Annotated in this window: 20 protein-coding genes; 13 read left to right on the top strand and 7 right to left on the bottom strand. The window is 61.3% G+C overall.

Features of this window, described 5'->3' with window-relative positions; genetic code table 11:
* Positions 1 to 96: 96 nt before the first annotated feature.
* Complete coding sequence (cynR, locus tag HU765_RS24495) at positions 97 to 969, bottom strand: transcriptional regulator CynR (protein WP_186623484.1); 873 nt, start codon at positions 967 to 969, stop codon at positions 97 to 99.
* Between the two features lie 119 nt (positions 970 to 1,088).
* Between cynR and cynS the strand changes: the two genes are divergently transcribed.
* Complete coding sequence (gene cynS, locus HU765_RS24500; RefSeq protein ID WP_186623486.1) at positions 1,089 to 1,556, top strand: cyanase; 468 nt, start codon at positions 1,089 to 1,091, stop codon at positions 1,554 to 1,556.
* Positions 1,557 to 1,620: 64 nt separating this feature from the next.
* Entirely contained in the window at positions 1,621 to 2,280 is a 660-nt protein-coding gene (locus HU765_RS24505; protein ID WP_186623488.1) for a carbonic anhydrase, read from the top strand.
* A gap of 105 nt (positions 2,281 to 2,385) precedes the next feature.
* On the opposite strand, the gene HU765_RS24510 is transcribed toward HU765_RS24505, so the two are convergent.
* The 3 genes from HU765_RS24510 to ppk2 all read right to left on the bottom strand — a co-directional run bounded on the left by HU765_RS24510 (position 2,386) and on the right by ppk2 (position 5,963).
* Positions 2,386 to 3,888, bottom strand: a complete 1,503-nt coding sequence (locus HU765_RS24510) for an aldehyde dehydrogenase family protein (RefSeq protein WP_186623490.1) — start codon at positions 3,886 to 3,888, stop codon at positions 2,386 to 2,388.
* 191 nt (positions 3,889 to 4,079) lie between these two features.
* Positions 4,080 to 4,988, bottom strand: coding sequence for a glutaminase B (gene glsB, locus HU765_RS24515; RefSeq protein WP_186547856.1), 909 nt, complete (start codon positions 4,986 to 4,988; stop codon positions 4,080 to 4,082).
* 159 nt (positions 4,989 to 5,147) lie between these two features.
* Positions 5,148 to 5,963 (bottom strand): polyphosphate kinase 2, encoded by an 816-nt coding sequence (gene ppk2, locus HU765_RS24520; protein WP_186623492.1) that lies wholly within the window; start codon positions 5,961 to 5,963, stop codon positions 5,148 to 5,150.
* A 186-nt stretch (positions 5,964 to 6,149) separates the two neighbouring features.
* Here ppk2 and HU765_RS24525 point away from each other — a divergent pair, with 186 nt between their 5' ends.
* From HU765_RS24525 to HU765_RS24540, 4 genes are all read left to right on the top strand, one after another.
* Complete coding sequence (locus HU765_RS24525) at positions 6,150 to 8,276, top strand: TonB-dependent receptor (protein ID WP_186623495.1); 2,127 nt, start codon at positions 6,150 to 6,152, stop codon at positions 8,274 to 8,276.
* Positions 8,277 to 8,345: 69 nt separating this feature from the next.
* Positions 8,346 to 9,398: an alpha/beta fold hydrolase gene (locus HU765_RS24530; protein ID WP_186623499.1), complete on the top strand. Its 1,053-nt coding sequence runs from the start codon at positions 8,346 to 8,348 to the stop codon at positions 9,396 to 9,398.
* Between the two features lie 90 nt (positions 9,399 to 9,488).
* On the top strand, positions 9,489 to 9,995 hold the full coding sequence (msrA, locus tag HU765_RS24535; RefSeq protein ID WP_186623500.1) for a peptide-methionine (S)-S-oxide reductase MsrA: 507 nt from the start codon (positions 9,489 to 9,491) through the stop codon (positions 9,993 to 9,995).
* Between the two features lie 807 nt (positions 9,996 to 10,802).
* Entirely contained in the window at positions 10,803 to 13,187 is a 2,385-nt protein-coding gene (locus HU765_RS24540) for a DUF3772 domain-containing protein (RefSeq protein ID WP_186623501.1), read from the top strand.
* A gap of 54 nt (positions 13,188 to 13,241) precedes the next feature.
* Here the strand turns inward: HU765_RS24540 and HU765_RS24545 are convergent, their stop codons facing one another.
* Positions 13,242 to 14,252 (bottom strand): LacI family DNA-binding transcriptional regulator, encoded by a 1,011-nt coding sequence (locus tag HU765_RS24545; protein ID WP_186623503.1) that lies wholly within the window; start codon positions 14,250 to 14,252, stop codon positions 13,242 to 13,244.
* Between the two features lie 179 nt (positions 14,253 to 14,431).
* Between HU765_RS24545 and HU765_RS24550 the strand changes: the two genes are divergently transcribed.
* The 3 genes from HU765_RS24550 to HU765_RS24560 are packed head-to-tail and all read left to right on the top strand — an operon-like array spanning position 14,432 to position 17,975.
* Positions 14,432 to 15,625, top strand: coding sequence for a Gfo/Idh/MocA family oxidoreductase (locus HU765_RS24550; protein ID WP_186623505.1), 1,194 nt, complete (start codon positions 14,432 to 14,434; stop codon positions 15,623 to 15,625).
* A complete protein-coding gene (locus tag HU765_RS24555; protein ID WP_186623508.1) occupies positions 15,612 to 16,694 on the top strand; it encodes a sugar phosphate isomerase/epimerase family protein in 1,083 nt (360 codons plus the stop codon). The genes HU765_RS24550 and HU765_RS24555 overlap by 14 nt, the downstream gene beginning before the upstream one ends.
* Before the next feature lie 42 nt (positions 16,695 to 16,736).
* On the top strand, positions 16,737 to 17,975 hold the full coding sequence (locus tag HU765_RS24560; RefSeq protein ID WP_186547873.1) for a nucleoside permease: 1,239 nt from the start codon (positions 16,737 to 16,739) through the stop codon (positions 17,973 to 17,975).
* 79 nt (positions 17,976 to 18,054) lie between these two features.
* Here HU765_RS24560 and HU765_RS24565 read toward each other — a convergent pair whose 3' ends face one another.
* Positions 18,055 to 18,351: a hypothetical protein gene (locus HU765_RS24565; RefSeq protein WP_186547875.1), complete on the bottom strand. Its 297-nt coding sequence runs from the start codon at positions 18,349 to 18,351 to the stop codon at positions 18,055 to 18,057.
* Positions 18,352 to 19,379: 1,028 nt separating this feature from the next.
* Between HU765_RS24565 and HU765_RS24570 the strand changes: the two genes are divergently transcribed.
* Both HU765_RS24570 and HU765_RS24575 read left to right on the top strand, forming a co-directional pair.
* Positions 19,380 to 20,216 carry an AraC family transcriptional regulator gene (locus HU765_RS24570; RefSeq protein WP_186623510.1) on the top strand — a complete coding sequence of 279 codons (837 nt, stop codon included), beginning with the start codon at positions 19,380 to 19,382 and terminating at the stop codon, positions 20,214 to 20,216.
* Between the two features lie 54 nt (positions 20,217 to 20,270).
* Positions 20,271 to 20,867, top strand: a complete 597-nt coding sequence (locus HU765_RS24575) for a LysE family translocator (protein ID WP_186623512.1) — start codon at positions 20,271 to 20,273, stop codon at positions 20,865 to 20,867.
* Here HU765_RS24575 and HU765_RS24580 read toward each other — a convergent pair.
* Positions 20,864 to 21,634 carry an AraC family transcriptional regulator gene (locus tag HU765_RS24580; protein WP_186623514.1) on the bottom strand — a complete coding sequence of 257 codons (771 nt, stop codon included), beginning with the start codon at positions 21,632 to 21,634 and terminating at the stop codon, positions 20,864 to 20,866. The two genes, HU765_RS24575 and HU765_RS24580, sit on opposite strands and share 4 nt — an antisense overlap.
* Before the next feature lie 220 nt (positions 21,635 to 21,854).
* On the opposite strand from HU765_RS24580, the gene HU765_RS24585 reads away from it, so the two are divergent.
* Positions 21,855 to 23,477 carry an APC family permease gene (locus tag HU765_RS24585; protein ID WP_186623516.1) on the top strand — a complete coding sequence of 541 codons (1,623 nt, stop codon included), beginning with the start codon at positions 21,855 to 21,857 and terminating at the stop codon, positions 23,475 to 23,477.
* A gap of 22 nt (positions 23,478 to 23,499) precedes the next feature.
* Positions 23,500 to 24,426: a 4-hydroxyproline epimerase gene (locus HU765_RS24590; RefSeq protein ID WP_186623518.1), complete on the top strand. Its 927-nt coding sequence runs from the start codon at positions 23,500 to 23,502 to the stop codon at positions 24,424 to 24,426.
* Positions 24,427 to 24,435 lie beyond the last annotated feature (9 nt).

Consider the following 24,435-nt stretch of genomic DNA (forward strand, 5'->3'; position numbering starts at 1 on the left):
GCTCGCGATAGCGGTGTGTCAGTTATATAGCCATGTCTGAATAACCGCTATCGCGAGCAGGCTCACTCCTACAGGGGACAGTGTCGCCTGGTAGTTTTATAGCTGTAGCACCAGCTCCACAAACGCCAGCGCCGCCGCACTGTGATAATTATTGCGCCGGCGCAACAACGCCGCCCCCCGCTGCGGCGCCTCGCCTTCAACCGCGAGCCTGCGCAAGGCGCGATCTTGCGTTGCAATCGCCTGCGGCAACATCGTCGCCATCGGCGAACAACGCACCACCTCAAGCAGCGTACTCACCGAATTCACCTCAATCCGCACCTTCGGCGTGATGCCGTTCTGGCGGAAATATTCATCCACCGATAACCGCGTGATGAAGTCCGGCGCCAACAAGGCAAAATCAAGCTGTGCGATATCGTTCGGCGTCAGCACAGAGCGGCAGTCATACATCGGATGCCCACGCCCGACCATGATTCCCAGCGTCTCGGTAAACGCCGGGATGCACTCAATGTCGGCGTTGCGCACCGGCGTAAAGGCAATCGCCACATCCAGCGAATCATCCGCCAGCCCGGCCTCGATGTCGTCCATCGACAATTCGAAGATCTGCAAGTGAATCCCCGGAAACCGCGCCGCATAGTCGCGCACCAGAGGCCCGACCAGGTACGCCATGAACGTCGGCGTCATCGCTAGACGCAGCGTGCCGCGAGACAAGTCTTTCACATCGTGCAGTGCGCGCTGCCCCGCCTGCAATTCCACCAGCACTCGCCGCGCGCATTCGATGTAGGCCGCGCCAGCATCCGTCGGTTTGACCGTGCGTGATGTGCGATCAAACAGACTCACGCCCAAGGTCTCTTCCAGTTGCCGAATCTGCTGCGACAGCGTCGGCTGCGACACGTGCAGCGCTTCGGCCGCGCGAGTGAATCCGCCATGATCGGCAACGGCCAGCAGATAACGCAAATGTCGCAGCAGCATGGGAACACCATCTATAGGAAAGGCTTATGCGAAGCATTGTATATCGGTCTTGGACGCTATGAATCAATCGGCCGAACATGGTTGCCACACAGCAAGCCAACCCTGAAAGGAGTGACACCATGCAACAGTCCCACGCCTACAACGACAACAGCCTGGCCCTGACCACCCGCGTTCTTGACGCCAAAGCGAAGAAAGATCTGTCGTGGCAGGATCTGGCCGATGGCACAGGTCTGAGCCTCGCTTACATCACCGCCGCCCTCCTCGGCCAGCACCCGTTGCCGGACCACGCCGCTCAGGTAGTGGGTGACAAGCTTGAGCTGACCGCCGCCGATGTCGCCGCCCTGCAAATCATTCCGCTGCGTGGCAGCCTCAGCGGTGTGCCGACCGATCCGACCATCTACCGTTTCCACGAGATGATCCAGATCTACGGCACCACGCTCAAAGCGCTGGTTCATGAGCAGTTCGGCGACGGCATCATCAGCGCCATCAACTTCAAACTCGACATCAAAAAAGTCGAAGACCCGGAAGGCGGTTCCCGCGCCGTGGTCACCCTCGATGGCAAATTCCTGCCGCTGCGTCCGTTCTGATCCGCACCGGCCCGCATGCCTGGGGTGTGCGGGCCCACCGATCTGCATTGAAGAGGACACACCCATGAAAGCCCTGATCGATGGTTTCCTGAAATTTCAGAAAGAAGCCTTTCCGCAACGCAGCGCACTGTTCAAACACCTGGCGACCACCCAGCAGCCCGGCACGCTGTTCATTACCTGTTCCGACAGCCGCGTGGTGCCGGAACTGCTGACCCAGCAAGAACCCGGTGAGCTGTTCGTGATCCGCAACGCTGGCAATATCGTGCCGTCCTACAGCCCGCATCCGGGTGGGGTATCGGCCACCGTGGAATATGCGGTAGCGGTGTTGGGGGTGACCGACATTGTGATTTGCGGCCACTCGGACTGCGGCGCGATGACGGCGATTGCCCAGTGCAAGTGCATGGATCATCTGCCCGCCGTCAGCGGCTGGCTGCAACACGCCGAGTCGGCGAAGGTGATGAATGAAGCGCGCGCCCATGGCAGCGATGCGGCGAAGCTGAGTTCGATGGTGCGCGAGAATGTGATCGCCCAACTGGCGAATATCCAGACCCACCCGAGCGTGCGCCTGGCCCAGGAACAAGGCCGACTGAACCTGCATGGCTGGGTGTATGACATCGAGACCGGCTCGATCGACGCGCTGTCTGCGGATCGCCGCACATTTGTAGCGCTGGCCGAGCAACCCGAGACTTGTGCGATCAGCGCGCAAACCAGCAACGCCGCCTGACACCTCTGTGGCGAGGGAGCTTGCTCCCGCCTGGGCGCGCAGCGGTCCTTGGTTTTTCAGGTCTGCTGCGCAGCCCAGCGGGAGCAAGCTCCCTCGCCACAGGGGTCAGCGTTTTACCGTGAGATCAACCTGACTCATGCGGCTGCGCACGGTAAACACGCCATCGCCCGACAGAATCGCACTGCGCGCAAACAAGCGCCCGCTCTCCCAGTTCGAAAGCCCCAGCTCCGGCTTGCTCAGGGCGTATTGCCCATCGACCCAACGGGTGATGCCGTTGCCTACAAACGGCGCATTCACCGCGTTGTAGAAGCGCTCCTGAACCGCCGCACCCTCACTGATCAACGACACCGTAAATTGCGGGCTGTAACGGTTGAACAAGGCAATCGCCTGATTCAAATCGTCGACGATCATCAGGCTGACTTCCGGGGTTTCTTCCCATTCCCACTCACGGCCCAGTTGTGCCTCCGCCAAAGGTTCGGCCAATGCTTCGGTCTGATAGCCCTCGGCGCGATAAACCTCGACCGTTGCGTTTTGCCATTCGGCCGGCAGGCAATGTTCGCTGCCTTCGACGATGTGCAACTTGCAGCCCTGACCGCGAGCGGTCCCTGCGTCCTTCAGTGCAGCGAGGAACAGCGGCACCAACTCGGCGGCGCGGTCGCGCTGGATCAGGCAGACGTTCAGCGTGTTACAAACCTTGCGATCCAGCGAGTTGCGCACCACCGCCGCAAAGCGTGTGGCGTCGGCGTCACGGTCGGCGATCAGCCACGCGCCACCGGTGCCGTGCAGGCTCACCGCAGTGCCGGCCTGCTGGGCGATGCTGCCCAATTGACTGACCGCACGCCCCGACCCGCGCGCCACAGCCAGTGACAGACGGCGGTCGGCGAACATCGCCCAACCGGCCGCATGGTTGACGCTCTCCACCAGCGACACCGCGCCGGCCGGCAGACCGGTATCGGCCAGCGCCGGGTTCAGTGCGTGGGTAACAATAGCCTGCGCGGTGCCCAGCGCATCGCTGCCGATACGCAATACGGCGGTGTTGCCCGTGCGCAGCACGCCGGCGGCGTCGGCGAACACGTTCGGCCGGCCCTCAAAAACAAACGCGACGATGCCCAGCGGCGAGACCACTTGCTCGACTTTCCAGCCGTCGTGCTCGACGCTGCTGATGACCTTGCCGCGCGTCGGCGGCGCGTCACGCCAGGCGCGCAGGCCGGCGATCATGTCGCGGCGCATGCGGTCATCGGCGAGCAAGCGGGTGGTGGAGCGGCCACGGCCCCTGGCGCGCTCGATGTCGGCAAGATTGGCAGCTTCGATCTGCGCCCAGCATTCAGGGCTTTCGAGACGCTCGGCGAACCGGTCGAAAAACTGGCTGATGGCTTCATCGGACACCGCCGACAACGCGGTGAAGGCTGCCGCCGCCCGCTCGATCGCCACCGACGCGGCCTGTTGATCCGCCACGGGGATCAGCAACAACTCGCCACTGACCTGCTCGACCAGCAAATGGTCACCGGGCTGAAACCGCGCCGCCAGTTCGGGGCTGACCACGGTGACGCGGTTACCGGCGAAAGGGATCGGCGTGCCAGCGACTAGACGTTCGAGCGCAAGAGACATGAAACGGATTCACCATGCAGGGGGCGGCCGGAAAATGTAGCGGATTACTTCGTGGATTACACCTACCAGATCCACCGAATATCCTTTGTAGGAGTGAGCCTGCTCGCGATAGCGGTACATCAGGCGAGATGATGCCGACCGGTCCAGCGCTATCGCGAGCAGGCTCACTCCTACAGGGGGCATTGGGTGTATCAGAACACCGACCAGCCAATCCGCGAGCTGAGCAGTTCCAGCGCCGCCATGCCTGCCAGCGAATTGCCGGCCGCATTCAATTCCGGCGACCACACGCACACCGTGAACTGCCCCGGCACCACCGCAACAATCCCGCCGCCGACACCGCTCTTGCCCGGCAAGCCGACGCGATAGGCGAAGTTGCCCGCTTCGTCGTACAAACCGCTGGTGGCCATGATCGAGTTGACCTGCTGGGTCTGCCGGCGCGTGAGGATCTGCTCGCCGCTGTGTTTGCAAAAACCATCGTTGGCCAGGAAACAAAACGCCCGGGCCAGATCGATGCAATTCATGCGCAGCGCGCAATGGCTGAAGTAGCTGCGCAGCACCGCCTCGACGTCGTTATGGAAATTGCCGAACGATTGCATCAGATAAGCCATCGCCGCATTGCGCGCACGGTGCTGGTATTCGGAGTCGGCCACTTTGCCGTCGATCATGATCTGCGGATTGCCGGAAAGACGTCTGACGAAATCCCGCATCGACAGCGTCGGGGCAGCGAAGCGCGACTGGTTGATGTCGCAGATCACCAGCGCACCGGCATTGATAAACGGATTGCGCGGCCGACCTCGCTCGAACTCCAGCTGCACCAGCGAGTTGAACGGCTGCCCGGACGGCTCATGACCGAGGCGCTCCCAGATCGCTTCACCAGAATGGTCGATGGCCTGCACCAGGCTGAACACCTTGGAAATGCTTTGCACCGAGAACGGCGTATCCGCGTCGCCGGCGCAGTACATTTCGCCGTCATTGCCATACACGGCGATGCCCAGCTGATTGGCCGGCACAGTGCCGAGGGCAGGAATATAGTCAGCCACCTTGCCCTGCCCGATGAGGGGCCGGACAGCGTCAAGAATCTCGTTCAACAGCGCTTGCATGCCGGGTTCCGAAGTCTCGCCCCATGGGATCGCGGGGACACTGGGGCTAGACGCTGCGCCCGCCGGTCGAATCACACCGGCAAGCGCTATGCGGCCTGTTCCAGGCTGAAGTGAACCGCCGACACCCCGGGACAGCGCCATGCTAGCTGACGCCGCGCCTCAAAACTGTTGAGCAACGCGTTTATACGGATAGTCCGGTTCACGGTACTTGCCCGGTTTCTGCCGTTTCGGCAGTTCGACTTTCTCGCGCTTGACCTCTTTATAAGGTATGCGACTAAGCAGGTCGGTGATGATGTTCAGCCGCGCCCGGCGCTTGTCGTTGGAGTCGGCCACCAGCCAGGGCGCCCGGTCGGTATCGGTGTACTTGAACATCTCGTCCCGCGCACGAGAATAGTCGTACCAGCGGCTGTAGGATTTCAGATCCATTGGCGTCAGCTTCCAGATCTTGCGGCCGTCGTTGATTCGCGCTTCGAGCCGGCGGGTCTGCTCCTCGGGGCTGACCTCCAGCCAATATTTGAGCAGGATCACGCCCGAATCGACGATGGCGTTCTCCACCCAGGGAATCGATTTGAGAAACTTGTCAGCCTGTTCATCGGTGCAAAAGCCCATGACACGCTCGACACCGGCGCGGTTGTACCAGCTGCGATCGAAGATCACCACTTCCCCGCCCGCCGGCAAATGTGGCAGGTAACGCTGCACGTGCATCTGGCTTTTTTCCCGATCGGTCGGTGCCGGCAGCGCCACGACCCGGAACACTCGCGGACTCACACGTTCGGTAATCGCCTTGATCGTCCCACCCTTGCCGGCGCCGTCGCGCCCTTCAAAGACGATACACACCTTGACGCCTTCGGCGATGACCCACTCCTGCAGCTTTACCAGTTCAACGTGCAGCTTGCGCAGCTGTTCGAGGTAGTCCTTGTTTTTCAAGCGGGGACTCGCCGCCGCTTTCGCAGGTTTTTGCTTATTTTTTGCCATGCACCAGCCCTCACGAAATCAACAGCGCAACGAAATTGTTTATTGACCGGACCCGTCTGATCCGTGAGGTTAGTTCAAGCCTTGCCGTTTGCCATTGCCGGGCGAAAAGGCCCCTTCGCCATGTGTTTCCTTCGTACTTTGCAACGTCGCACTGTTCATTGCCCGTTCCTGTGCTGGAGTTTCTCGATGCCGTCGTTCAAATCCGTGCCCACCGCCCTGCTCGGCCTGGCCCTGGCCTGCCCGGCACTGGCCGAGACTCAAGGTCTGGAGCTGGGGCAAGTGCTGATTTCGGCGGATGAACGCAACGGCACCGAGGCCTCCGTCGACGAGGCCAGGGGGCGACTGGAACAGGTGCCCGGCGCGACCAATGTGGTCGACATGCGTCAGCCGTTGCAGGGCCGCGTGGCGAGCAATCAGGATGTGCTGGCCTATCAGCCAGGGGTCTATGCGCAGTCTTCCGGTAATGAAGGCGTGAAGATTTCCGTCCGCGGTTCCGGCATCAACCGCGCGCCGGGCGCCCACGCATCGGGGCTGTACACCCAGCTCGACGGCTTGCCGCTGACCGGCCCCGGCGGCACGCCTTACGAATTGCTCGAGCCGCTGTGGGTGGAGCACGTCGAAGTGCTGCGCGGGGCCAACGGTTTCGATCGCGGCTCACTCGCCTTGGGCGGCGCCATCGATTACGTCAGCCACACCGGCTACACCGCGCCAAAGTTGCAAGTGCGCTACGCCACCGGCAGCCATGGTTATCAGCAGCGTCAGGTCAGCTCCGGGCAAGTGCTGGGCGACTTCGACTATTACGTGTCGCTGACCAACGCCATCGCCGACGGCTATCAGGACCACACCGCCAGCGACAGCAAGGGTGTGATCGCCAACTTCGGCTATCTCTTCAACCCGAACCTGGAAACGCGCTTCTATATCCGCTACCGGGAAACCGACAACGACCTCGCCGGCCGCGTGACCAAGCATTCCGTCGAACACAGCCCACGGGCGGCCAACCCGGCCTATGTCGCGCGCGACGACAGCCGCAAGCAACCGGGCAGCACCTTCATCGGCAACAAGACCACGTTCTACATCGACGACGATTCGAGCATTCAGACCGGCCTCGTCTACCACGACTACCCCATGGATTTGCGCGAAGGCCCGAACCGGCTGAAGGTGGCCTACACCGATGTCAGCGGCACCTTCGACTACAAGCGTCGCGACACTCTGTTCGGCATGGAAAGCCGCAGCAACGCCGGCCTGCGGGTGACCAAACACCTGCCCAACGACGGCGCCAGCGAATTCGTGCGAATCCCCACCGGCAATACCGCCGGCTATGTGCCGGGCACACGCATGCGCAACTTCACGTACCAAGGTTCGGACACCGTCCTGCACGTTGGCAACGACCTGGAAATCGCTGACGACCTCTGGCTGACCACCGGCCTCGCCGCCATCTATACCCGCCGCGAAAGCGCCGTGACCTACCCGCAGGGCGGCGGCAAAACCAGCCTCGGCGACTGGGACTACGCACCGCGTATCGGCCTGCGCTACCAGATCACCCCGCAGGTGCAAGTGTTCGGCAACCTCAGCCGCTCCGTCGAAGCGCCGCACCCGTGGTCGCTGATCTACAGCTCCAACGTGCGCTTCCCCGCGGGTAACGGCGCCGCGACCGGCGCCCAGCGCAACCCGATCGAACTGCAAAACCAGACCGCGACCACCTTGGAACTCGGTGGTCGTGGCGACAGCAAACTGGGCGAATGGAGCCTGGCGTGGTACTACGCCCAGGTCCGCCACGAACTGCTCTCGGTCCTGCCAGACGCCAATGCCGTCACACCTTACGAACTCAATGCCAGCCCGACCGTGCACCAAGGCATCGAAGCCAGCCTCAACAGCCAGCTTTGGCGCGCCGCTGATGGCCGCCGACTGAGCTTGCGTCAGGCCTATACCTTCAGTGACTTCCATTATCGCGACGACGATCGCTTCGGCGACAACCGGCTGCCGGGCCTGCCGATGCATTACTACCAGGGCGAGCTGCGTTACGACTGGCCGCAGGGCTTCTTTGCCGCCGTGAATACCCAGTGGGTGTCGAAGGTCGCCGTTGATTATGCGAACAGCTATTACGCCGACCCCTACGCCCTGTTCGGCGCCACGTTGGGCTACAACGCGCCAAAGGGCGATTGGCAAGGTTGGGTGGACATGCGCAACCTGACCAACAAGCGTTATGCCGCGACGGTGACGCCTGGCTATGACGACAAGGGAATGGATGCAGCGCGATCGACGCCGGGTGAAGGGATGGGCGTTTACGTCGGGGTTTCATGGAGTTTGTTGTAAGGCTACTCTGCGGGCGGCTTTGAGCCGGTGCTAATCTGTTGCGCTTTATTCATCAAGGACGATAACCCCATGAAAAAATCTTGCGGCGCGCTGCTTCTCGTCTTGCTGACAACTCAGGCTGTCGCTGGCGTCAGTGCGATCGGCTTCCACTCCTCCACCCTGCCCGACCCGCACAACGAACGCCCGCTGGCCATGGTCGTCTGGTACCCCGGCACCACGACCACCGCGGCGCAGTTGATTGCCGACGATGGGGTATTTGCCGGCACGCCAGCCGTTCGCGATGCACCCGCCACTGCGGGCGAGCATCCGTTAGTCGTGCTCTCCCACGGATACCGAGGCAACTGGAGCAATCAGGCCTGGCTGGCAAGCGCGTTGGCGCACCAGGGCTATATCGTCGCTGCGGTGAACCACCCCGGCACCACGACCCATGACCGCAATCCGCAGGCGGCGGCGCAGTTGGCCCAGCGCACTGCCGACCTGAGCCGGGTGATTGATGCGGTCACGGCTCAACCCGATAAATTTGGCATCGTCGCCACGCACCGAATCGCTGTCGCAGGCCATTCCCTCGGCGGCTGGACCGCGATGGAAATCGCCGGTGCCCGCTTCGACCCGCAGCTGTTTGCCCGGGACTGCGTTGCTCATCCGCAGCTTTCCAGTTGCAGCGTCTATCAACAGATCAACCCGGTCAGTACGCCAGCCGCGGAGGCCGCACTGGCGGGTGACTTGCGCGACAAGCGCATCACCGCGGTGGTATCGCTGGACCTGGGCCTGTCACGCGGGATGACCGACGAAAGCCTTGCCGCATTGCCGGTACCAGCACTGGTGATTGCCGCAAGGGCGCCGTCACAGGATCTGCCGGCGACGCTGGAATCTGCCGACCTGGTCAGACGCCTGCCTAAGGCTTCCACACGTTATGTCGAGATTGGCGATGCCAGCCATTTCAGCTTCATGTCGCTCTGCAAACCGGGCGCGGTGGACTTGCTCGAAGAGGACAGTCCGGGCGATGGCATCATTTGCCGCGATGGCGAAAATGCGCGACCGCGTGCAGTGATTCAGCAGCAGGTCACCGCGCTGATCGCCGACTTCCTGACGCAGAACGCGAACAACCCACACACCCCTTGATCAGATTCTCTTCGCACATGACCTTGGAATCGGCCGACCCGCCCACATAACGCTTAGTATCCCCATCGTCTCCGAGAGGAAGGACACACCATGACCACCCAAACCGAAACTGCCATTCTCGCCGGCGGCTGCTTCTGGGGCATGCAGGATCTGTTGCGCCGTTACCCCGGCGTGCTTAAAACCCGTGTCGGTTACACCGGCGGCGATGTGCCAAATGCGACGTACCGCAATCATGGCAATCATGCTGAAGCCATCGAGATCGAGTTTGACCCGGCGGTGATCAGTTACCGGCAGATTCTTGAGTTCTTCTTCCAGATTCACGATCCGAGCACTCCCAACCGACAGGGCAACGACCTCGGCCCGAGTTATCGCTCGGCTATTTATTACCTCAACGCCGGGCAACGCGCTATTGCCGAAGACACCGCTGCCGACGTCGATGCATCGAAACTGTGGCCCGGCCGGGTGGTGACCGAAATCGAAGCGGCCGGACCGTTCTGGGAAGCAGAACCGGAGCATCAGGATTACCTGGAGCGGATACCGAATGGCTATACCTGCCACTTCATCCGGCCGAACTGGAAACTGCCGAAGCGCGGATGACCTGGGGGTTTCGCGCGCCAAACCTGACGATCGTGTGGGAGCTGGCTTGCCAGCGAAGGCGTCGGGTCAGTCAGAGCAGCTTTGACTGATAGTCCGCTTTCGCGAGCAGGCTCGCTCCCACAGTGAGCTTGTGTTTGGCCCGCAATTTCACATGCACCGCCAAACCCTGTGGGAGCTGGCTTGCCAGCGAAGGCGTCGGGTCAGTCAGAGCAACTGTGGCTGATAGTCCGCCTTCGCGAGCAGGCTCGCTCCCACAGTGAGTTTGTGTTTGGCCCGAATTTCACATGCGCCGCCAAACCCTGTGGGAGCTGGCTTGCCAGCGAAGGCGCCGGGTCAGTCAGAGCAGCTGTGGCTGATACTCCGCTTTCGCGAGCAGGCTCGCTCCCACAGTGAATATGTGTTTGGCCCGCAATTTCACATGCGCCGCCAAACCCTGTGGGAGCTGGCTTGCCAGCGAAGGCGTCGGGCCAGTCAGAGCAACTGTGGCTGATACTCCGCTTTCGCGAGCAGGCTCGCTCCCATAGTGAATTTGTGTTTGGCCCGCATTGCCCATGCACCGCCAAGACTTGTGGGAGCTGGCTTGCCAGCGAAGGCGTTGGGTCAGTCAGAGCAGCTGTGACTGATAGTCCGCTTTCGCGAGCTGGCTCGCTCCCACAGTGAATATGTGTTTGGCCCGCAATTGCCCATGCACCGCCAAAACCTGTGGGAGCTGGCTTGCCAGCGAAGGCGTTAGTGAAACTTTTCCGCCTCATTCGGCCCGATCACCTAACCTCATAGGCTGTGTGATCCATTCGAGCCGCCCCGCCCATGCGCCACCCATTGAAGCCGCTGTTTTTCATCGCCCTGCTGCTGTTCCTGCCGAGCGGCTCTGCGCTGTGGGCGGCCGATCTGCCGGCGCCGTCCGTCAGCAGCGCAGCGCCGCTGCCGGTGATTTCGCAAAGTGATCTGCAAGCCCTGCAGCAACGTCTTGACGGGCTTAAACAGCAAATCTCCGCCGCGAACAATTACAACCAGCTCGAAGGGCCGCAAGATCGCGTGCAGGCCTTCATTCTCGACGTCGATCGATTGTCGGCGGCGTTGTTGCCGCAGCAGGCGCAACTGGCGGTGCAGTTGGGTGTACTGGGGGCAGCCCCGGGAACGGAAGTGGCGGCCGAGCAGGCCGATATCGTCGCGCAGCGCGCAGCGCTGGCGGAACAGAAGAGCAAGGTCGACGGGACGCTGAAGAATCTGGCGGCGCTGAAGCAGAGCGCGGCGGATCTGATTACGCAGATTGCCGGGATTCGCCGCACGCTACTGGAAAGCGAACTGACCCTGAGCACCCGCAGCGTGCTGAGTCCGCACTTCTGGTCGCCGCTGGTAAATCCGACGCTGGATGACCGCCAGCGACTGAGCTTTTTTGTCGATCAGGTGCGCACCACGGGCGCTACTGTCTGGGCCCCGGGGCAACGTTTTTTCACCTGCGTGCTGGTGCTGCTCGCGTTGCTCGTCTGGACATCCGGCCGAAGCCTGGCTGATCGCTGGCTGACCTGGGTGTGTATCCATCGCGTGCCGGAGGGACGTCTGCGCCGCAGTGCGCTGGCGTTTGCCTCGGCGATGGCGACCATCGTCACCACCGCGATTGCTCTGCAATTACTGTTTTACGCGTGTACCCGCCATGCGCCCTTGCCGCCGATGTTGGAGACGTTTTCCGAGGAGTTCGAAAAGGTCGTGTATGCCTGCGTACTGATCACCGGACTCAGCCGCGCGCTGCTGTCGACCCAGCATCCGTCCTGGCGTCTGCCAGCGATGGCCGATCCGGTGGCGCTGGCCCTGCAACCCTACCCGCGCATTCTCGCCTGCACGCTGCTGGTGCTGGTGACGCTGGTGCAGGTCAGTAACGCCACGGGCATGAGCAGCCAGATCGTGGTCGCCGGGCGCGGGGTGATCTCACTGGTGATGCTGGTGATTTTCACCACGCTGCTGCTGCGTGTCGGCCGCGTGCGCAAGGCGCTGTTGGCGGCCAACGACCTGTCGGCTGCACACAGTACGTTCGCCGGGGTGATCTACACCGTCGCCAGCGTTTCGATGTTTGTCTCGGCCATTGCGCTGCTCGCCGGCTACGTGTCGCTGGCACGCTTCATCAGTTATGAATTGGTGTGGGCGTACATCGTGCTGTCAGGTTTTTATTTACTGATCCAGTTGGTCAAGGACGCCTGCGAACATCTGTTTTCGCCCCGGCATGCCAGCGGCAAGGCGCTCAAGCAGTTGCTCGGCATGGGCGACCGGCGCCTGGAGCAGATTGCAATCCTGCTCTCCGGGGTCAGCCGCGCGGGGCTGCTGCTGATGGCGGTGATCGCGCTGTTTGTCGGCGGCATCGGCACCACGCTGGGGCAGTTGGCAACCAACATCATGGCGATCCTCGGCGGCGCCGGACTGCGCAAGCTGAACATCGTCCCTGGTCATCTGCTCAACGCCCTGCTGGCGCTGATGATCGGCATTTGGCTGATTCGCGCATTGCGCCGCTGGCTCGACAATGAGTTCCTGCCCAAGACCGACATGGACCCGGGCATGTGCGCATCACTGAGCACGCTGTTTTCCAATATCGGCTATGCCTTCGTGATTCTGCTGACCCTGTCATCACTGGGGGTGCAGTGGACCAACCTGGCATGGATCGTCAGCGCGCTGTCAGTGGGGATCGGGTTTGGCCTGCAGGAAATCGTCAAAAACTTCGTCTCAGGGCTGATTCTGCTGACCGAACGCCCAGTGAAAGTCGGCGATCTGATCAGCATCAGCGGCGTCGAGGGCGACATTCGCCGGATCAACGTGCGCGCCACGGAAATCCAGCTCAGCGACCGCTCGATCGTCATCGTGCCCAACTCGCAACTGATCTCGCAAAACCTGCGCAACGTCACTCTCGGTGGCAGTGCTCAAGGCGTAGCGTCGCTGGAACTGGTATTCCCGCTGGACATCGATCCCGAGGCTGTCAAGGACCTGCTGCTGGACACCTACCGCGAAAACGAAACCATCCTCGACAAACCGGCGCCGTTCGTGCGTTTCAGCAAGTTGTCAGCGGAGGGCATTACCTTGACCGTGACCGGCTACGTCAGCAGCCCGCGAATTGTCGGGGTGACCAAAAGCGATTTGTTGTTCGAGATACTCCGGCGCCTGGGCGTGGCCGGGATTGCCTTGGCAACGCCGCCGGCGGCGAGTTGATCGACTTCCCCATACCGTTCACTCGCAGCCCCGGCCGGCCGAGTCGCTGTCCCGCTACCGAGCCGCCCCGCCGAATGGCGCCGTGCTGCTGCGCGGGGTCAGGGTAAACGGCAAGACCACATGCCGCGTCGCCAGTGCTTGCTTCTCGATCAGCGCAATCAGCATCTCGACGGCTTTCTCGCCGAAGGCCTCGGCCGGTTGCGAAATGGTGGTCAACGGCGGGTCGCAGTATGCCGCCATCGGAATGTCATCGAAGCCGACCAGCGACATGTCCTCAGGAATGCGCAGCCCCGCCTGGCGGATGCGCTTAAGTGCACCGATGGCCATTTCGTCGTTTTCGCAAAACAGCGCACTGGGCCGATCGGCCAGTGCGAGCATTTTCGCAGCCCCGGCAAATCCGGCGTCGAGGCTGAAATTGCCATGGCAGACCAGCGTTTCGTCGAAAGCGATGGCGGCTTCGGCCAGCGCCGCCGCGTACCCTGCCAGTCGGTCACGGGTCAGCGGACTGTTTTTCGAGCCCTTGATCAAGCCGATACGCCGGTGCCCAAGGGCAAGCAGGTGTTCGGTCATGGCTTTGGCAGCGGCGAAGTTGTCCAGGCTGATCGTTGGATGACGTCCGCCGTGGATGACTTCGCAGGCGTTGACGATGGGTGGCAGATCGGCGTCGGCTGCGACGTTTTCGAATGGATCAAAAGCGCGCAACTGGATCACGCCGTCAGCCTGATAGGCATACACCAGCTCGGCGAATTGTCGTTCCAGCGCTTCGCGACCCTGAGTATCGCAGAGCAGCAATCGATAACCGGCGGCCTGGGCCGCTTGCTGCGCGCCGCTGATCACCCGGGCGAAAAAGGTGTTGGCGATGGTCGGCACCAGAATCACCAGGTTGCCGGTGCGCCGTGAGCGAAACTGCACCGCCATCAGGTTCGGCCGATAACCCGCCTGCTCCACCGCAGCCAAAACGCGTTCACGGGTGGGCGCCAATACGCGCTCGGGCGATTTCAATGTCCTCGACACGGTCGCTACCGAAACGCCAGCCAGTCGAGCCACTTCGCGAATATTGGACAAAATCACCTCGTTGTTTCACGCCGATCAGGCGCGGAGCTTACCGCACGCGACGCCTGACCGAAACGCAGTTGCTGATTGAGCGCGATTTGACACCCGACCATTTCGAGCCTAGATTTCGACCACGATGTAACCGGTTACATCACCCATCAAACTCAGATCCAGCGAACGAGACGACCGCCATGCACAGTGCCGCGAAAAAAATAAGAATGGGGTTTGTCGGAGGCGGTGAAGGTTCATTCATCGCCCGCGCCCACCGTCAGGCCGCCGGCCTCGATGGACGCTTTGAACTGGTCTGCGGTGCCTTCAGCCGCGACCGGCAGAATAATCAGCGCACAGGTGCCACGCTGGGCCTGGCCGCCGACCGCTGCTATGACGACTGGAGGGCCCTGCTCACCCGCGAGGCTGCGCTCCCGGCTGAGCAACGCATGCAGCTGCTGGTCGTCGTCACGCCCAATCATCTCCACGCACCGATTGCCAGCCAGGCATTGAGCGACGGTTTCCATGTATTCAGCGAGAAGCCCGCCGCGCTGAATCTGGCGCAAGTGCAAGGGCTGCATTCAGTGGTCGCCAGCAGCAAGCGAGTCTACGCGCTGGCACACACCTATCTCGGCTATGCGATGGTCTGGCAGGCACGAGAGATGGTCGCCAGTGGTGTCATCGGTCGCGTGCGCAAAGTCTTCGTCGAATACCCACAGGGCTGGCTCAGCACCGACGTCGCCGGGCAAGGCAACAAGCAGGCCGGCTGGCGCGACGACCCGGCGCAATCCGGGATCGGCGGCTGCATCGGCGACATCGGCACCCATGCGTTTTCTCTGGCGGAATTCGTTGCCGGGCAGTCGATTCAGTTCATCAGCGCGATGCTCGGCTCGCATGTCGCGGGCCGGCAACTGGACGACGATGTGGCAATGCTGTTCAAAATGACCGAGGGCGCGAGCGGCGTCTTGCTCGCCAGTCAGGTGTGCGCGGGCGAAGAAAACCCGCTGAAGATTCGCGTCTATGGCGATAAGGGCGGGCTGGAATGGCGTCAGGAACAGCCGGCGAGTTTGATTCACCGTCCGTTGAACGAGCCGATGCGCATTCTGCGTTCGGGCGTGGGCCAGCCATGGCTGTGTGCTGATGCAAGCCGGCGCATGCGCCTGCCCGCCGGGCATCCTGAAGGCTACCTCGAGGCCATGGCCAACCTGTACGGCGACCTCGCCGAGGCGATTCTTGGTGGCACCGAAGACCATCAGGCGCCGGGTGTCCCGGGCATCGAGACCGGCCTGCGCGGCATGGCCTTCATCGAAACCGCCATCGCCAATCACCTCGGCAACGAAAAGTGGAGCGAGATCCCCGGCCACCTGACAGGAGTTGCGAACCATGAACACGGTTAAGCAAAACGCTACAGGAATGAAAGGCCCGGGGATTTTCCTCGCGCAGTTCATCGCTGACGAGGCGCCCTTCGACACGCTCGGCAACATCGCCGAGTGGGCGGCTTCGCAAGGCTACAAGGCCATTCAATTACCGACCCTCGGCACTCGCTTCATCGATCTGCAGCGCGCCGCTGACAGTCAGGATTACTGCGACGAGCTGATTGCCGTCTGCGCCCGCGCGGGCGTGGTCATCAGTGAGTTGTCGACGCACCTGCAAGGGCAACTGGTGGCGGTGCACCCGGCCTTCGATAGCCTGTTCGATGACTTCGCCCCGCCCGCACTGCGCGGAAAACCGGGTGAGCGCACCGAGTGGGCCATCGAACAGTTGAAACTCGCCGCGCGCGCCAGCCAGCGTCTCGGACTCACCGCTCACGCAACCTTTTCCGGCGCCCTGCTCTGGCCCTACGTCTATCCGTGGCCGCAACGTCCGGGGGGTTTGGTCGAGCAGGGTTTCGCCGAGCTCGGCAAGCGCTGGCTGCCGATTCTCGACTGCTTCGAAGAAGCCGGCGTCGATCTGTGCTACGAAATCCACCCCGGCGAAGACCTGCATGACGGTGCGTCTTTTGAACAGTTTCTCGACGCGGTGAATCATCACCCACGTGCCGCAATCCTTTACGACCCGAGCCATCTGTTACTTCAGCAAATGGATTACCTGGGGTTCATTGATCGCTACCACGCGCGCATTCGCATGTTTCACGTCAAGGACGCCGAGTTCCGCCCCGACGCGCGCTCCGGCGTTTACGGGGGTTATCAGGGCTGGGTCGAACGCCCCGGACGCTTCCGCTCTTTGGGCGACGGCCAGATCGATTTCAAGTCGATCTTCAGCAAACTGTGCCAATACGACTTCAGCGGCTGGGCAGTGCTGGAGTGGGAATGCTGCCTGAAAGACGCCGCGCAAGGTGCGGCCGAAGGCGCGGCGTTTATTCAGCAGCACATGATCCGCAAGACCGCCAAGGCCTTCGACGATTTCGCCGGGGTCAGCGCTGACACGGCTTCCAACCGGCGCTTGCTCGGGCTGGCCGACGACTGATTCATCCGCGTTACCGACATAAAAACAATACGGTGATCTGAAATGAACGTAATGAATGCGCGACTCAGCGTGATGATGTTTTTGCAGTTCTTTATCTGGGGTGGCTGGTTCGTCACCCTCGGCACGTTTCTGGCGACCACGCTCGCCGCCAGCGGCGGGCAGATCGGCATGGCGTTCGCCACGCAATCATGGGGTGCGATCCTGGCGCCGTTTGTCATCGGCCTGATTGCCGATCGGTTTTTCAATGCCGAACGCATCCTGGCGGTGCTGCACCTGCTCGGTGCCGTGTTGCTTTATCAGCTTTATCGCGCGGCTGATTTCAGTACGTTTTACCCGTACGTACTGAGCTACATGATGGTCTACATGCCGACACTGGCGCTGGTCAACGCCGTGGCGTTCCGCCAGATCAAAGACCCGGCGCTGGAATTTTCGCGCATCCGCGTATGGGGCACGGTGGGCTGGATTGTTGCCGGCGTGGTGATCAGCTTCGGGTTTGCCTGGGATTCCCAGCAAAGCATCGCAACGGGTGGCTTGCGCAATACGTTTCTGATGTCAGCCGTCGCTTCGTTGCTGTTGGGGATTTACAGCTTCAGCCTGCCGAACACGGCACCGCTGAAAAGCGCAGCAGGCGCATCAAGCCTCAAGCAGATGCTGGGGGTCGATGCGCTGGGTTTGCTCAAGGACCGCAGCTACCTGGTGTTTTTCCTCGCCTCGATCCTGATCTGCATTCCGCTGGCGTTTTATTACCAGAATGCCAATCCATTTCTGGCCGAGATCGGCGTGACCAATCCGACGGCGAAAATGGCCATCGGTCAGGTCTCGGAAGTGTTGTTCATGCTATTGCTGCCGCTGTTTATCCATCGATTCGGCATCAAGATTGCCCTGTTGGTCGGCATGGCGGCCTGGGCGTTGCGTTACGTGCTGTTCGCCTTCGGCAACAACGATGATCAGGCATTTATGCTGCTGGTTGGCATCGCGCTGCACGGCGTCTGCTATGACTTCTTCTTCGTTTCCGGGCAGATCTACACCGATGCCAAGGCGCCGGAACGCTTCCGCAGCTCCGCACAAGGTTTGATTACCTTGGCCACTTACGGTTTGGGGATGTTGATTGGTTTCTGGATTGCGGGACGGATTACCGATCACTTCACGTCAGGCGCGGGTCACGACTGGAGAAGCATCTGGCTATTCCCCGCCGGTTTTTCCGTGGCGGTGCTGCTGTGTTTTTGGGCGACATTCAAGGGCCGCGATCGCGACAAGGCTGTGCTGCCGACGGCGGTTTAAACGAGGATCGTGATGCGCGAGTAAATCGAATACCGCCGATGTTTGAGGCGGCATTCGCGATCAACGCTCATTGTTACGCTCAAGCGGTGCGACGTTCGAGCAGACGATCAGCACCGCCTTCGGCGACCCGATTGCCTTGCAGATGGTCGGAACCGTCAGAGGCGACGGCATCGCTGAACAGCGGGTCGGTTTCGGTCGCCGCGACGGCGTCGCTGAACAGACGATCGGTTTCAGTGGCGGCGACGGCATCGCTGAACAGGCGGTCGGTTTCGGTGGCGGCGACAGCGTCGCTGAACAGTGGGTCGGTTTCGGTGGCGGCAAAAGCGTTCAGTGCAAAAACCGAGAAAGCAATACCGAGGATAGTCTGGCGTTTCATGATGATGTGCTCCGGGTTGCAGTGGTTGGGTATGGAGCCGATCTTACGCCGCGCCAGGGATATGAGAACTTCATTGACTTAATGGTTGTTATTGACGCAATCAATGATTGCTGCGTGCATTAGAAGCAACTTTGATCGACCTACACTAATGCTTACGTGTCCAAGCGAAACGCCTTACAACGTCGAGATCACAAAACTTACAAATCCTATTTATGACAGTTTTTTGGAACAAAAAAAGACCCGGATCGGTCGAAACCGAAACGGGTCTTCCCCACCAAAACGACCTCTACTTCAGGTCGTCAAAGTGGTCTCGCAGGAACTCGTAAAAGCGCAGGGCTTTCAACAATCTCCATACAAGGCTCAGCGTACGCAGCAAAAGCTTCATACGTTTTGGCCTCCAGGGCTGGCGGCCAAACCTCCAGCAAACTTACCGGACCCTGCGTGCCTTCAGCCGACTGGTTAGAGTGGCTGGTGAGGCGGCCGGTTGAAATCCCTTCGAGACATCATTCCGGCACGGGTGCGAATCCGCGTCGAAGGGCGTAAAACCTTTTGCGCCCCCAGCCAAACCTCTCCGCCGCTCTATCAGTTGAGCGCGGGCATATTAACCTGAAAACTCCAGGGCAAAAGCGCCGCTCACGCCATTATTCATCAAACGCCGCCACTCCTTTGTTAAATGTTATTTCTGCCAGACTACCTTCAACAAACACAAACATGTAAATTCTTCGCAGGGCTGAAGGCGCACTTGTTTCGAACGTCTGTTCAACCGTTGCAAGGAACGGTAAAACTCCATACCATGGCAATCCTGGTTAGGGTGGCTGGTGAAGCACATGGCTTCGACCGCAAATCGAGGCTTACTAAAAAACCGCCCCGCGAAGGCGGTTTTTTTTCGTCTGCGTTTTCTCGTCCCGCCCGACCAAGACACCTTCTCTGACTTGCCCCCTCCTCATCTGCACAAATCTTCTAAACACCCAACTCCCCCAAGCGGTATTTTAAGAGCGCCTCTGCTCAACCTCCCTTGGAGTGCCCCGATGGACAAACGCAACTGGATCTCCCTCTCCCAGGATGTCGATACCGGGATCGAGTCGATTCGTGCGCATTTCCGTGGGCATGCCTACGATCCGCACTGGCATGACAGTTTTCTCGTCGGGGTCACCGAGCAAGGCGTGCAGCAATTCAATTGCCGGCGTGTGCGCCACCGCAGCACGCCGGGCCACGTGTTCCTGCTCGAACCGGGTGAAATCCACGATGGCCATGCGCCGACCGAGGACGGCTTTACCTACTCGATGCTGTACCTCGATCCACACTGGCTGGAGCGGGAACTGCACGCGCTGTTTGAAAATGCGCCCGCCGACAGCCAGCCGGGTTTTGCCGACACGCTGAGCCACGACCCGCTCCTGTCGACGGCGATTGTGCAAGCCTTCCACGCGTTGCACGAAGGCGATTTGCGCATCGTCCGCCAGACCGCCATCGATGCCCTGCTGGCGTCCCTAACCCGCCACCTCGACTGGCGCAAGCGTCAGGACTTCGACCCGCGCCTGCCATTGGTTGCGCAGATCGCGCGCGATTATCTGCATGCCCACACTTATGAAGACATCGGCCTCGACGACCTCGCCCGGGTCTGTGGTGTGGACCGTTTTCGCCTGACCCGCGCGTTCAAGGCCGCTTTCGGCCTGGCGCCCCATGCGTACTTGATCCAGCTGCGCCTGGCCAAGGCTCGGCAGTTACTGGCGCGCGGCGAAACGCCGGCGCAGGTCGCCAGCGTGCTCGGTTTTGCCGACCAGAGTCATCTGGGGCGCTGGTTCCGCCGCGCCTATCAACTGACCCCCGCGGACTACCGCAAACGCTGCACAAACCTTCCAGACTGACGCCCGCCCGCGGACGATCATGGTGTCCTGTTTTGACTTTCAGGAATCTGCACCATGGCCTCGTTACTGCCCTTTCTGCTGTTCGCTTTCGTCGCTTCGATCACACCGGGGCCGACCAATATTCTGGTGTTGAGCCACAGCGCGCGGCGCGGACTGATCGCCACGTTACCGATCATTTTCGGCGCCTGCGCGGCGGCGGCGTTGATCGTGCTGGTGGTCGGGCTGGGCGCTGGCGAAACCCTGTTGCGTTTTCCGCGGGTGCAGCAAGCGATGGCCTGGGGCGGCGTGCTCTGGCTGAGCTGGCTGGCGTGGCAGATCTTTCGCAGTACGCCGCCATCACTGGACCCTTCTGCCGCGCAAGAACAAGGCCTCAGCGTGTTCAGCGCGGCCATGCTGCAATTGGTCAACCCCAAGGTGTGGATGATGGCCGTGGCGGTGGTCAGTGTGTTTGTCGGCGGCGGCGACAAAACGCTGCGGCTGCTGGTGTTGTCGCTGACGTTTCTGCTGGTGTCGTTGCCGTGCATGACGCTCTGGGCGTTACTCGGTGTTGGCAGCGCACGGTTGCTCAGTTCACCGCAGGCGTTCAGGTGCATGAACGCGGTTTTGGCCGTTCTCCTGCTGCTCTCCGCTTGGCTGGCCGTGTTGGTCTAACGCCCGGTGGCGTGGCGATACTCACGCGGCGTAAAGCCGGTCGACGCCTTGAACTGACGGGTAAAAGCGCTGTGATCGGTGTAACCGCATTGCAGCGCAACCTCCGTAATCGGCAAGTCGCTGTGCAGCAATCGATGCGCGTGTTCCAGACGAACCTTCTGGATCATTTGCCGTGGCGTCAGATGGAATACCCGCTTGCAGTAGCGCTCCAGTTGCGCCACGGAAATACCGGCGATCCGTGTCAGTTCACCGAGGGTCACGCGCCGGTTGAAGTTAGCGCGAATATGCGCGTCGACAGCGGCCAGTCGCTCAAACGCCGGATGGGTTTCAGTGGCTGATTGCAGATCCACCGAAATCCCCGCCAAGCCGATGATCACTCCATCACGGTTATAGATCGGTCGTTTGTGGGTCAAACACCAGCCCGGTTCGCGGCTACCGTACAAATGCAGTTCGAGCTGATCCTCCAGCACAAAACCTTCCTCCAGCACTTTGCGATCCTGCTCGGTATAGCCCGGCCCCAACTGCGCCGGGAACACTTGTGCGCTGGTCTTGCCGAGCAACGGACGCAAGTCCTTCAGGCCACAGCGCTGCACCAGCGTGCGGTTGGCCAGCACATAGCGCGCTTGCAAATCCTTGATAAAAATCGCCGCGTTGGGGATCACATCGAGTATCGGCAACAGCTGCGCGACGCTGATGACCATCTCTTCGAGGGTCTGCGGCCGCAGGCCGTCAGCACCTTGGCACAGGATCGAGAATCCAGGCTGCATCTAAACCATCCCCCTTGCGATGAACCGCCGGAAAAGCGTCCGCGAGCAGATTGCAGCAACGTCGGCGCGCTGTCGAGGCCGCGCATTCGTCGCGGCGATTGTGCTGATTTCGTCATCGATCGCTGCGCAAAACATCAATCGCCGTCATGTCGATCGGTTCAAAGTCTGGCTGTCCCGGTGACACAACTGCCTATCCAATAACTCACAAGAAGGCGATGCCATGTCAGGCCAAGGCAAGTTCAAAAAACAGCTTTCACTGATCGACCTCACATTTATCGGACTCGGAGCGATCTTCGGTTCCGGCTGGCTGTTCGCGGCCAGCCATGTGTCCGCCATCGCCGGGCCAGCGGGGATTTTCTCCTGGCTGCTGGGCGGTTTCGCGGTGTTGCTGCTGGGCATCGTGTATTGCGAATTGGGCGCGGCATTGCCCCGTGCCGGCGGTGTGGTGCGCTACCCGGTGTATTCCCATGGGCCGTTGCTCGGTTATCTGATGGGGTTCATCACCCTGATTGCCTTTTCCAGTCTGGTGGCGATCGAGGTGGTTGCCTCGCGCCAATACGCGGCGGCGTGGTTTCCCGACCTGACCAAGGCCGGCAGCAACGATCCGACGATCCTCGGCTGGCTGGTGCAGTTCGGCCTGCTCTGGGTGTTTTTCTTTCTCAACTATCGCAGCGTGAAGACCTTCGCCAAAGCCAACAACCTGGTGAGCGTTTTCAAGTTCATCGTGCCGTTGCTGGTGATCGGTGTGCTGTTCACCTTCTTCAAACCCGAGAACTTTCAAGTGCAAGGGTTCGCCCCGTTCGGTCTGTCAGGCGTCGAGATGGCGGTCTCGGCCGGCGGGATTATCTTTGCCTACCTGGGCCTGACGCCGATCATTTCGGTGGCCAGCGAGGTGAAAAATCCGCAGCGCACCATTCCCATCGCGCTGATTCTTTCGGTGCTGTTGTCGACCTTGATTTACGTGCTGCTGCAAATGGCGTTTCTCGGCAGCATCCCCACCGAAATGCTCGCCGACGGCTGGGCCGGCATCAGCAAGGAATTCGCCCTGCCTTATCGCGACATCGCCCTGGCGCTCGGTGTGGGCTGGCTGGCGTGGCTGGTGGTTGCCGACGCGGTGATCTCGCCGAGCGGCTGCGGCAACATTTACATGAACGCTACGCCGCGCGTGATCTACGGCTGGGCACAGACCGGGACGTTTTTCAAAGTCTTCACCCGCATCGACGAAAAGTCCGGCATTCCGCGCCCAGCGCTGTGGCTGACCTTCGCCCTGTCGGTGTTCTGGACCCTGCCGTTTCCGTCGTGGGAAGCGCTGATCAATGTGGTTTCGGCTGCACTGGTGCTGAGCTACGCCGTGGCGCCCGTGTCGGTCGCCGCGCTGCGTCGCAATGCGCCGGACATGCCACGCCCGTTCCGGGTCAAGGGCATGGGCGTGCTCGGACCGGTGTCGTTCATCATCGCCGCGCTGATCGTCTATTGGTCGGGCTGGAACACCGTGTCGTGGCTGCTCGGCCTGCAAATCCTGATGTTTGTCTTGTATCTGCTCTGCGGCCGTTTCGTGCCGACCGCTCACCTGAATCTGGCGCGTCAGGTGCGTTCGTCGGCGTGGCTGATCGCCTTCTACGCCGTGACCATCGTGCTGTCGAAACTCGGCACCTTCGGCGGACTGGGCATCCTCGCTCATCCGTTCGACACAATCGTCGTCGCCGCTTGCGCCACCGGAATTTATTACTGGGGCGCGGCGACCGGTGTGCCAGCGCACCTCTTGCGTCTGGACGAGGACGAGGAAAGCGAAGCCGCCATGCCCTCCGCCACCGTCAATGCACGCCCTGCCGGCGCCTACTGAATTCACCCAACGGGACATGTTCATGAAACGAGTACACGTGATTGATTCCCACACTGGCGGCGAACCGACGCGCCTGGTGATGAGCGGCTTCCCCGAGCTGCCCGGCAACAGCATGGCCGAGCAGCGCGATGCCCTGCGCAACCAGCACGATCAGTGGCGCCGCGCCTGTCTGCTGGAGCCGCGCGGCAACGACGTGTTGGTCGGCGCGCTGTATTGCGCGCCAGTGTCGCCGGACGCCACCTGCGGGGTGATTTTCTTCAACAACGCCGGCTATCTGGGCATGTGCGGCCACGGCACCATCGGCCTGATCAATTCGTTGCACTACCTGGGGCGGATCGCGCCGGGAGTGCATAAGATCGACACACCGGTCGGTCAGGTCAGCGCCACTTTGCACGACGATGGCTCGGTCACTCTGGGCAACGTGCCCGCCTGGCGTTATCGCAAACAAGTCCCGGTGGACGTTCCGGGATTTGGCCGCGTGGTCGGAGATATCGCCTATGGCGGCAACTGGTTCTACCTGGTCTCCGAGCATGGCCGGACCTTGCACATGGACAATGTCGAACACCTGACGGCATACACCTGGGCGATGCTCAAAGCGCTGGAAGACCAGGGCATTCATGGCGCAGACGGCGCGGTCATCGACCACATCGAACTGTTCGCCGACGACGCCAGCGCCGACAGCCGCAACTTCGTCATGTGCCCCGGCAAAGCCTACGACCGCTCACCGTGCGGCACCGGCACCAGCGCCAAACTCGCGTGCCTGGCCGCCGACGACAAACTGCAACCCGGCGCGCCGTGGGTACAGGCGAGCATCACCGGTAGCCAGTTCGAAGGCCGCTTTGAATGGGAAGGCGAGCGCATCCGCCCGTTCATTACCGGCCGCGCCTACATGACCGCCGACAGCACCCTGTTGATCGACGAAAGCGACCCGTTCGCGTGGGGCATCTGAGCCGCCGCG

Source organism: Pseudomonas sp. SWRI81 (genome assembly GCF_014268545.1).
Lineage (GTDB): Bacteria > Pseudomonadota > Gammaproteobacteria > Pseudomonadales > Pseudomonadaceae > Aquipseudomonas > Aquipseudomonas hamedanensis.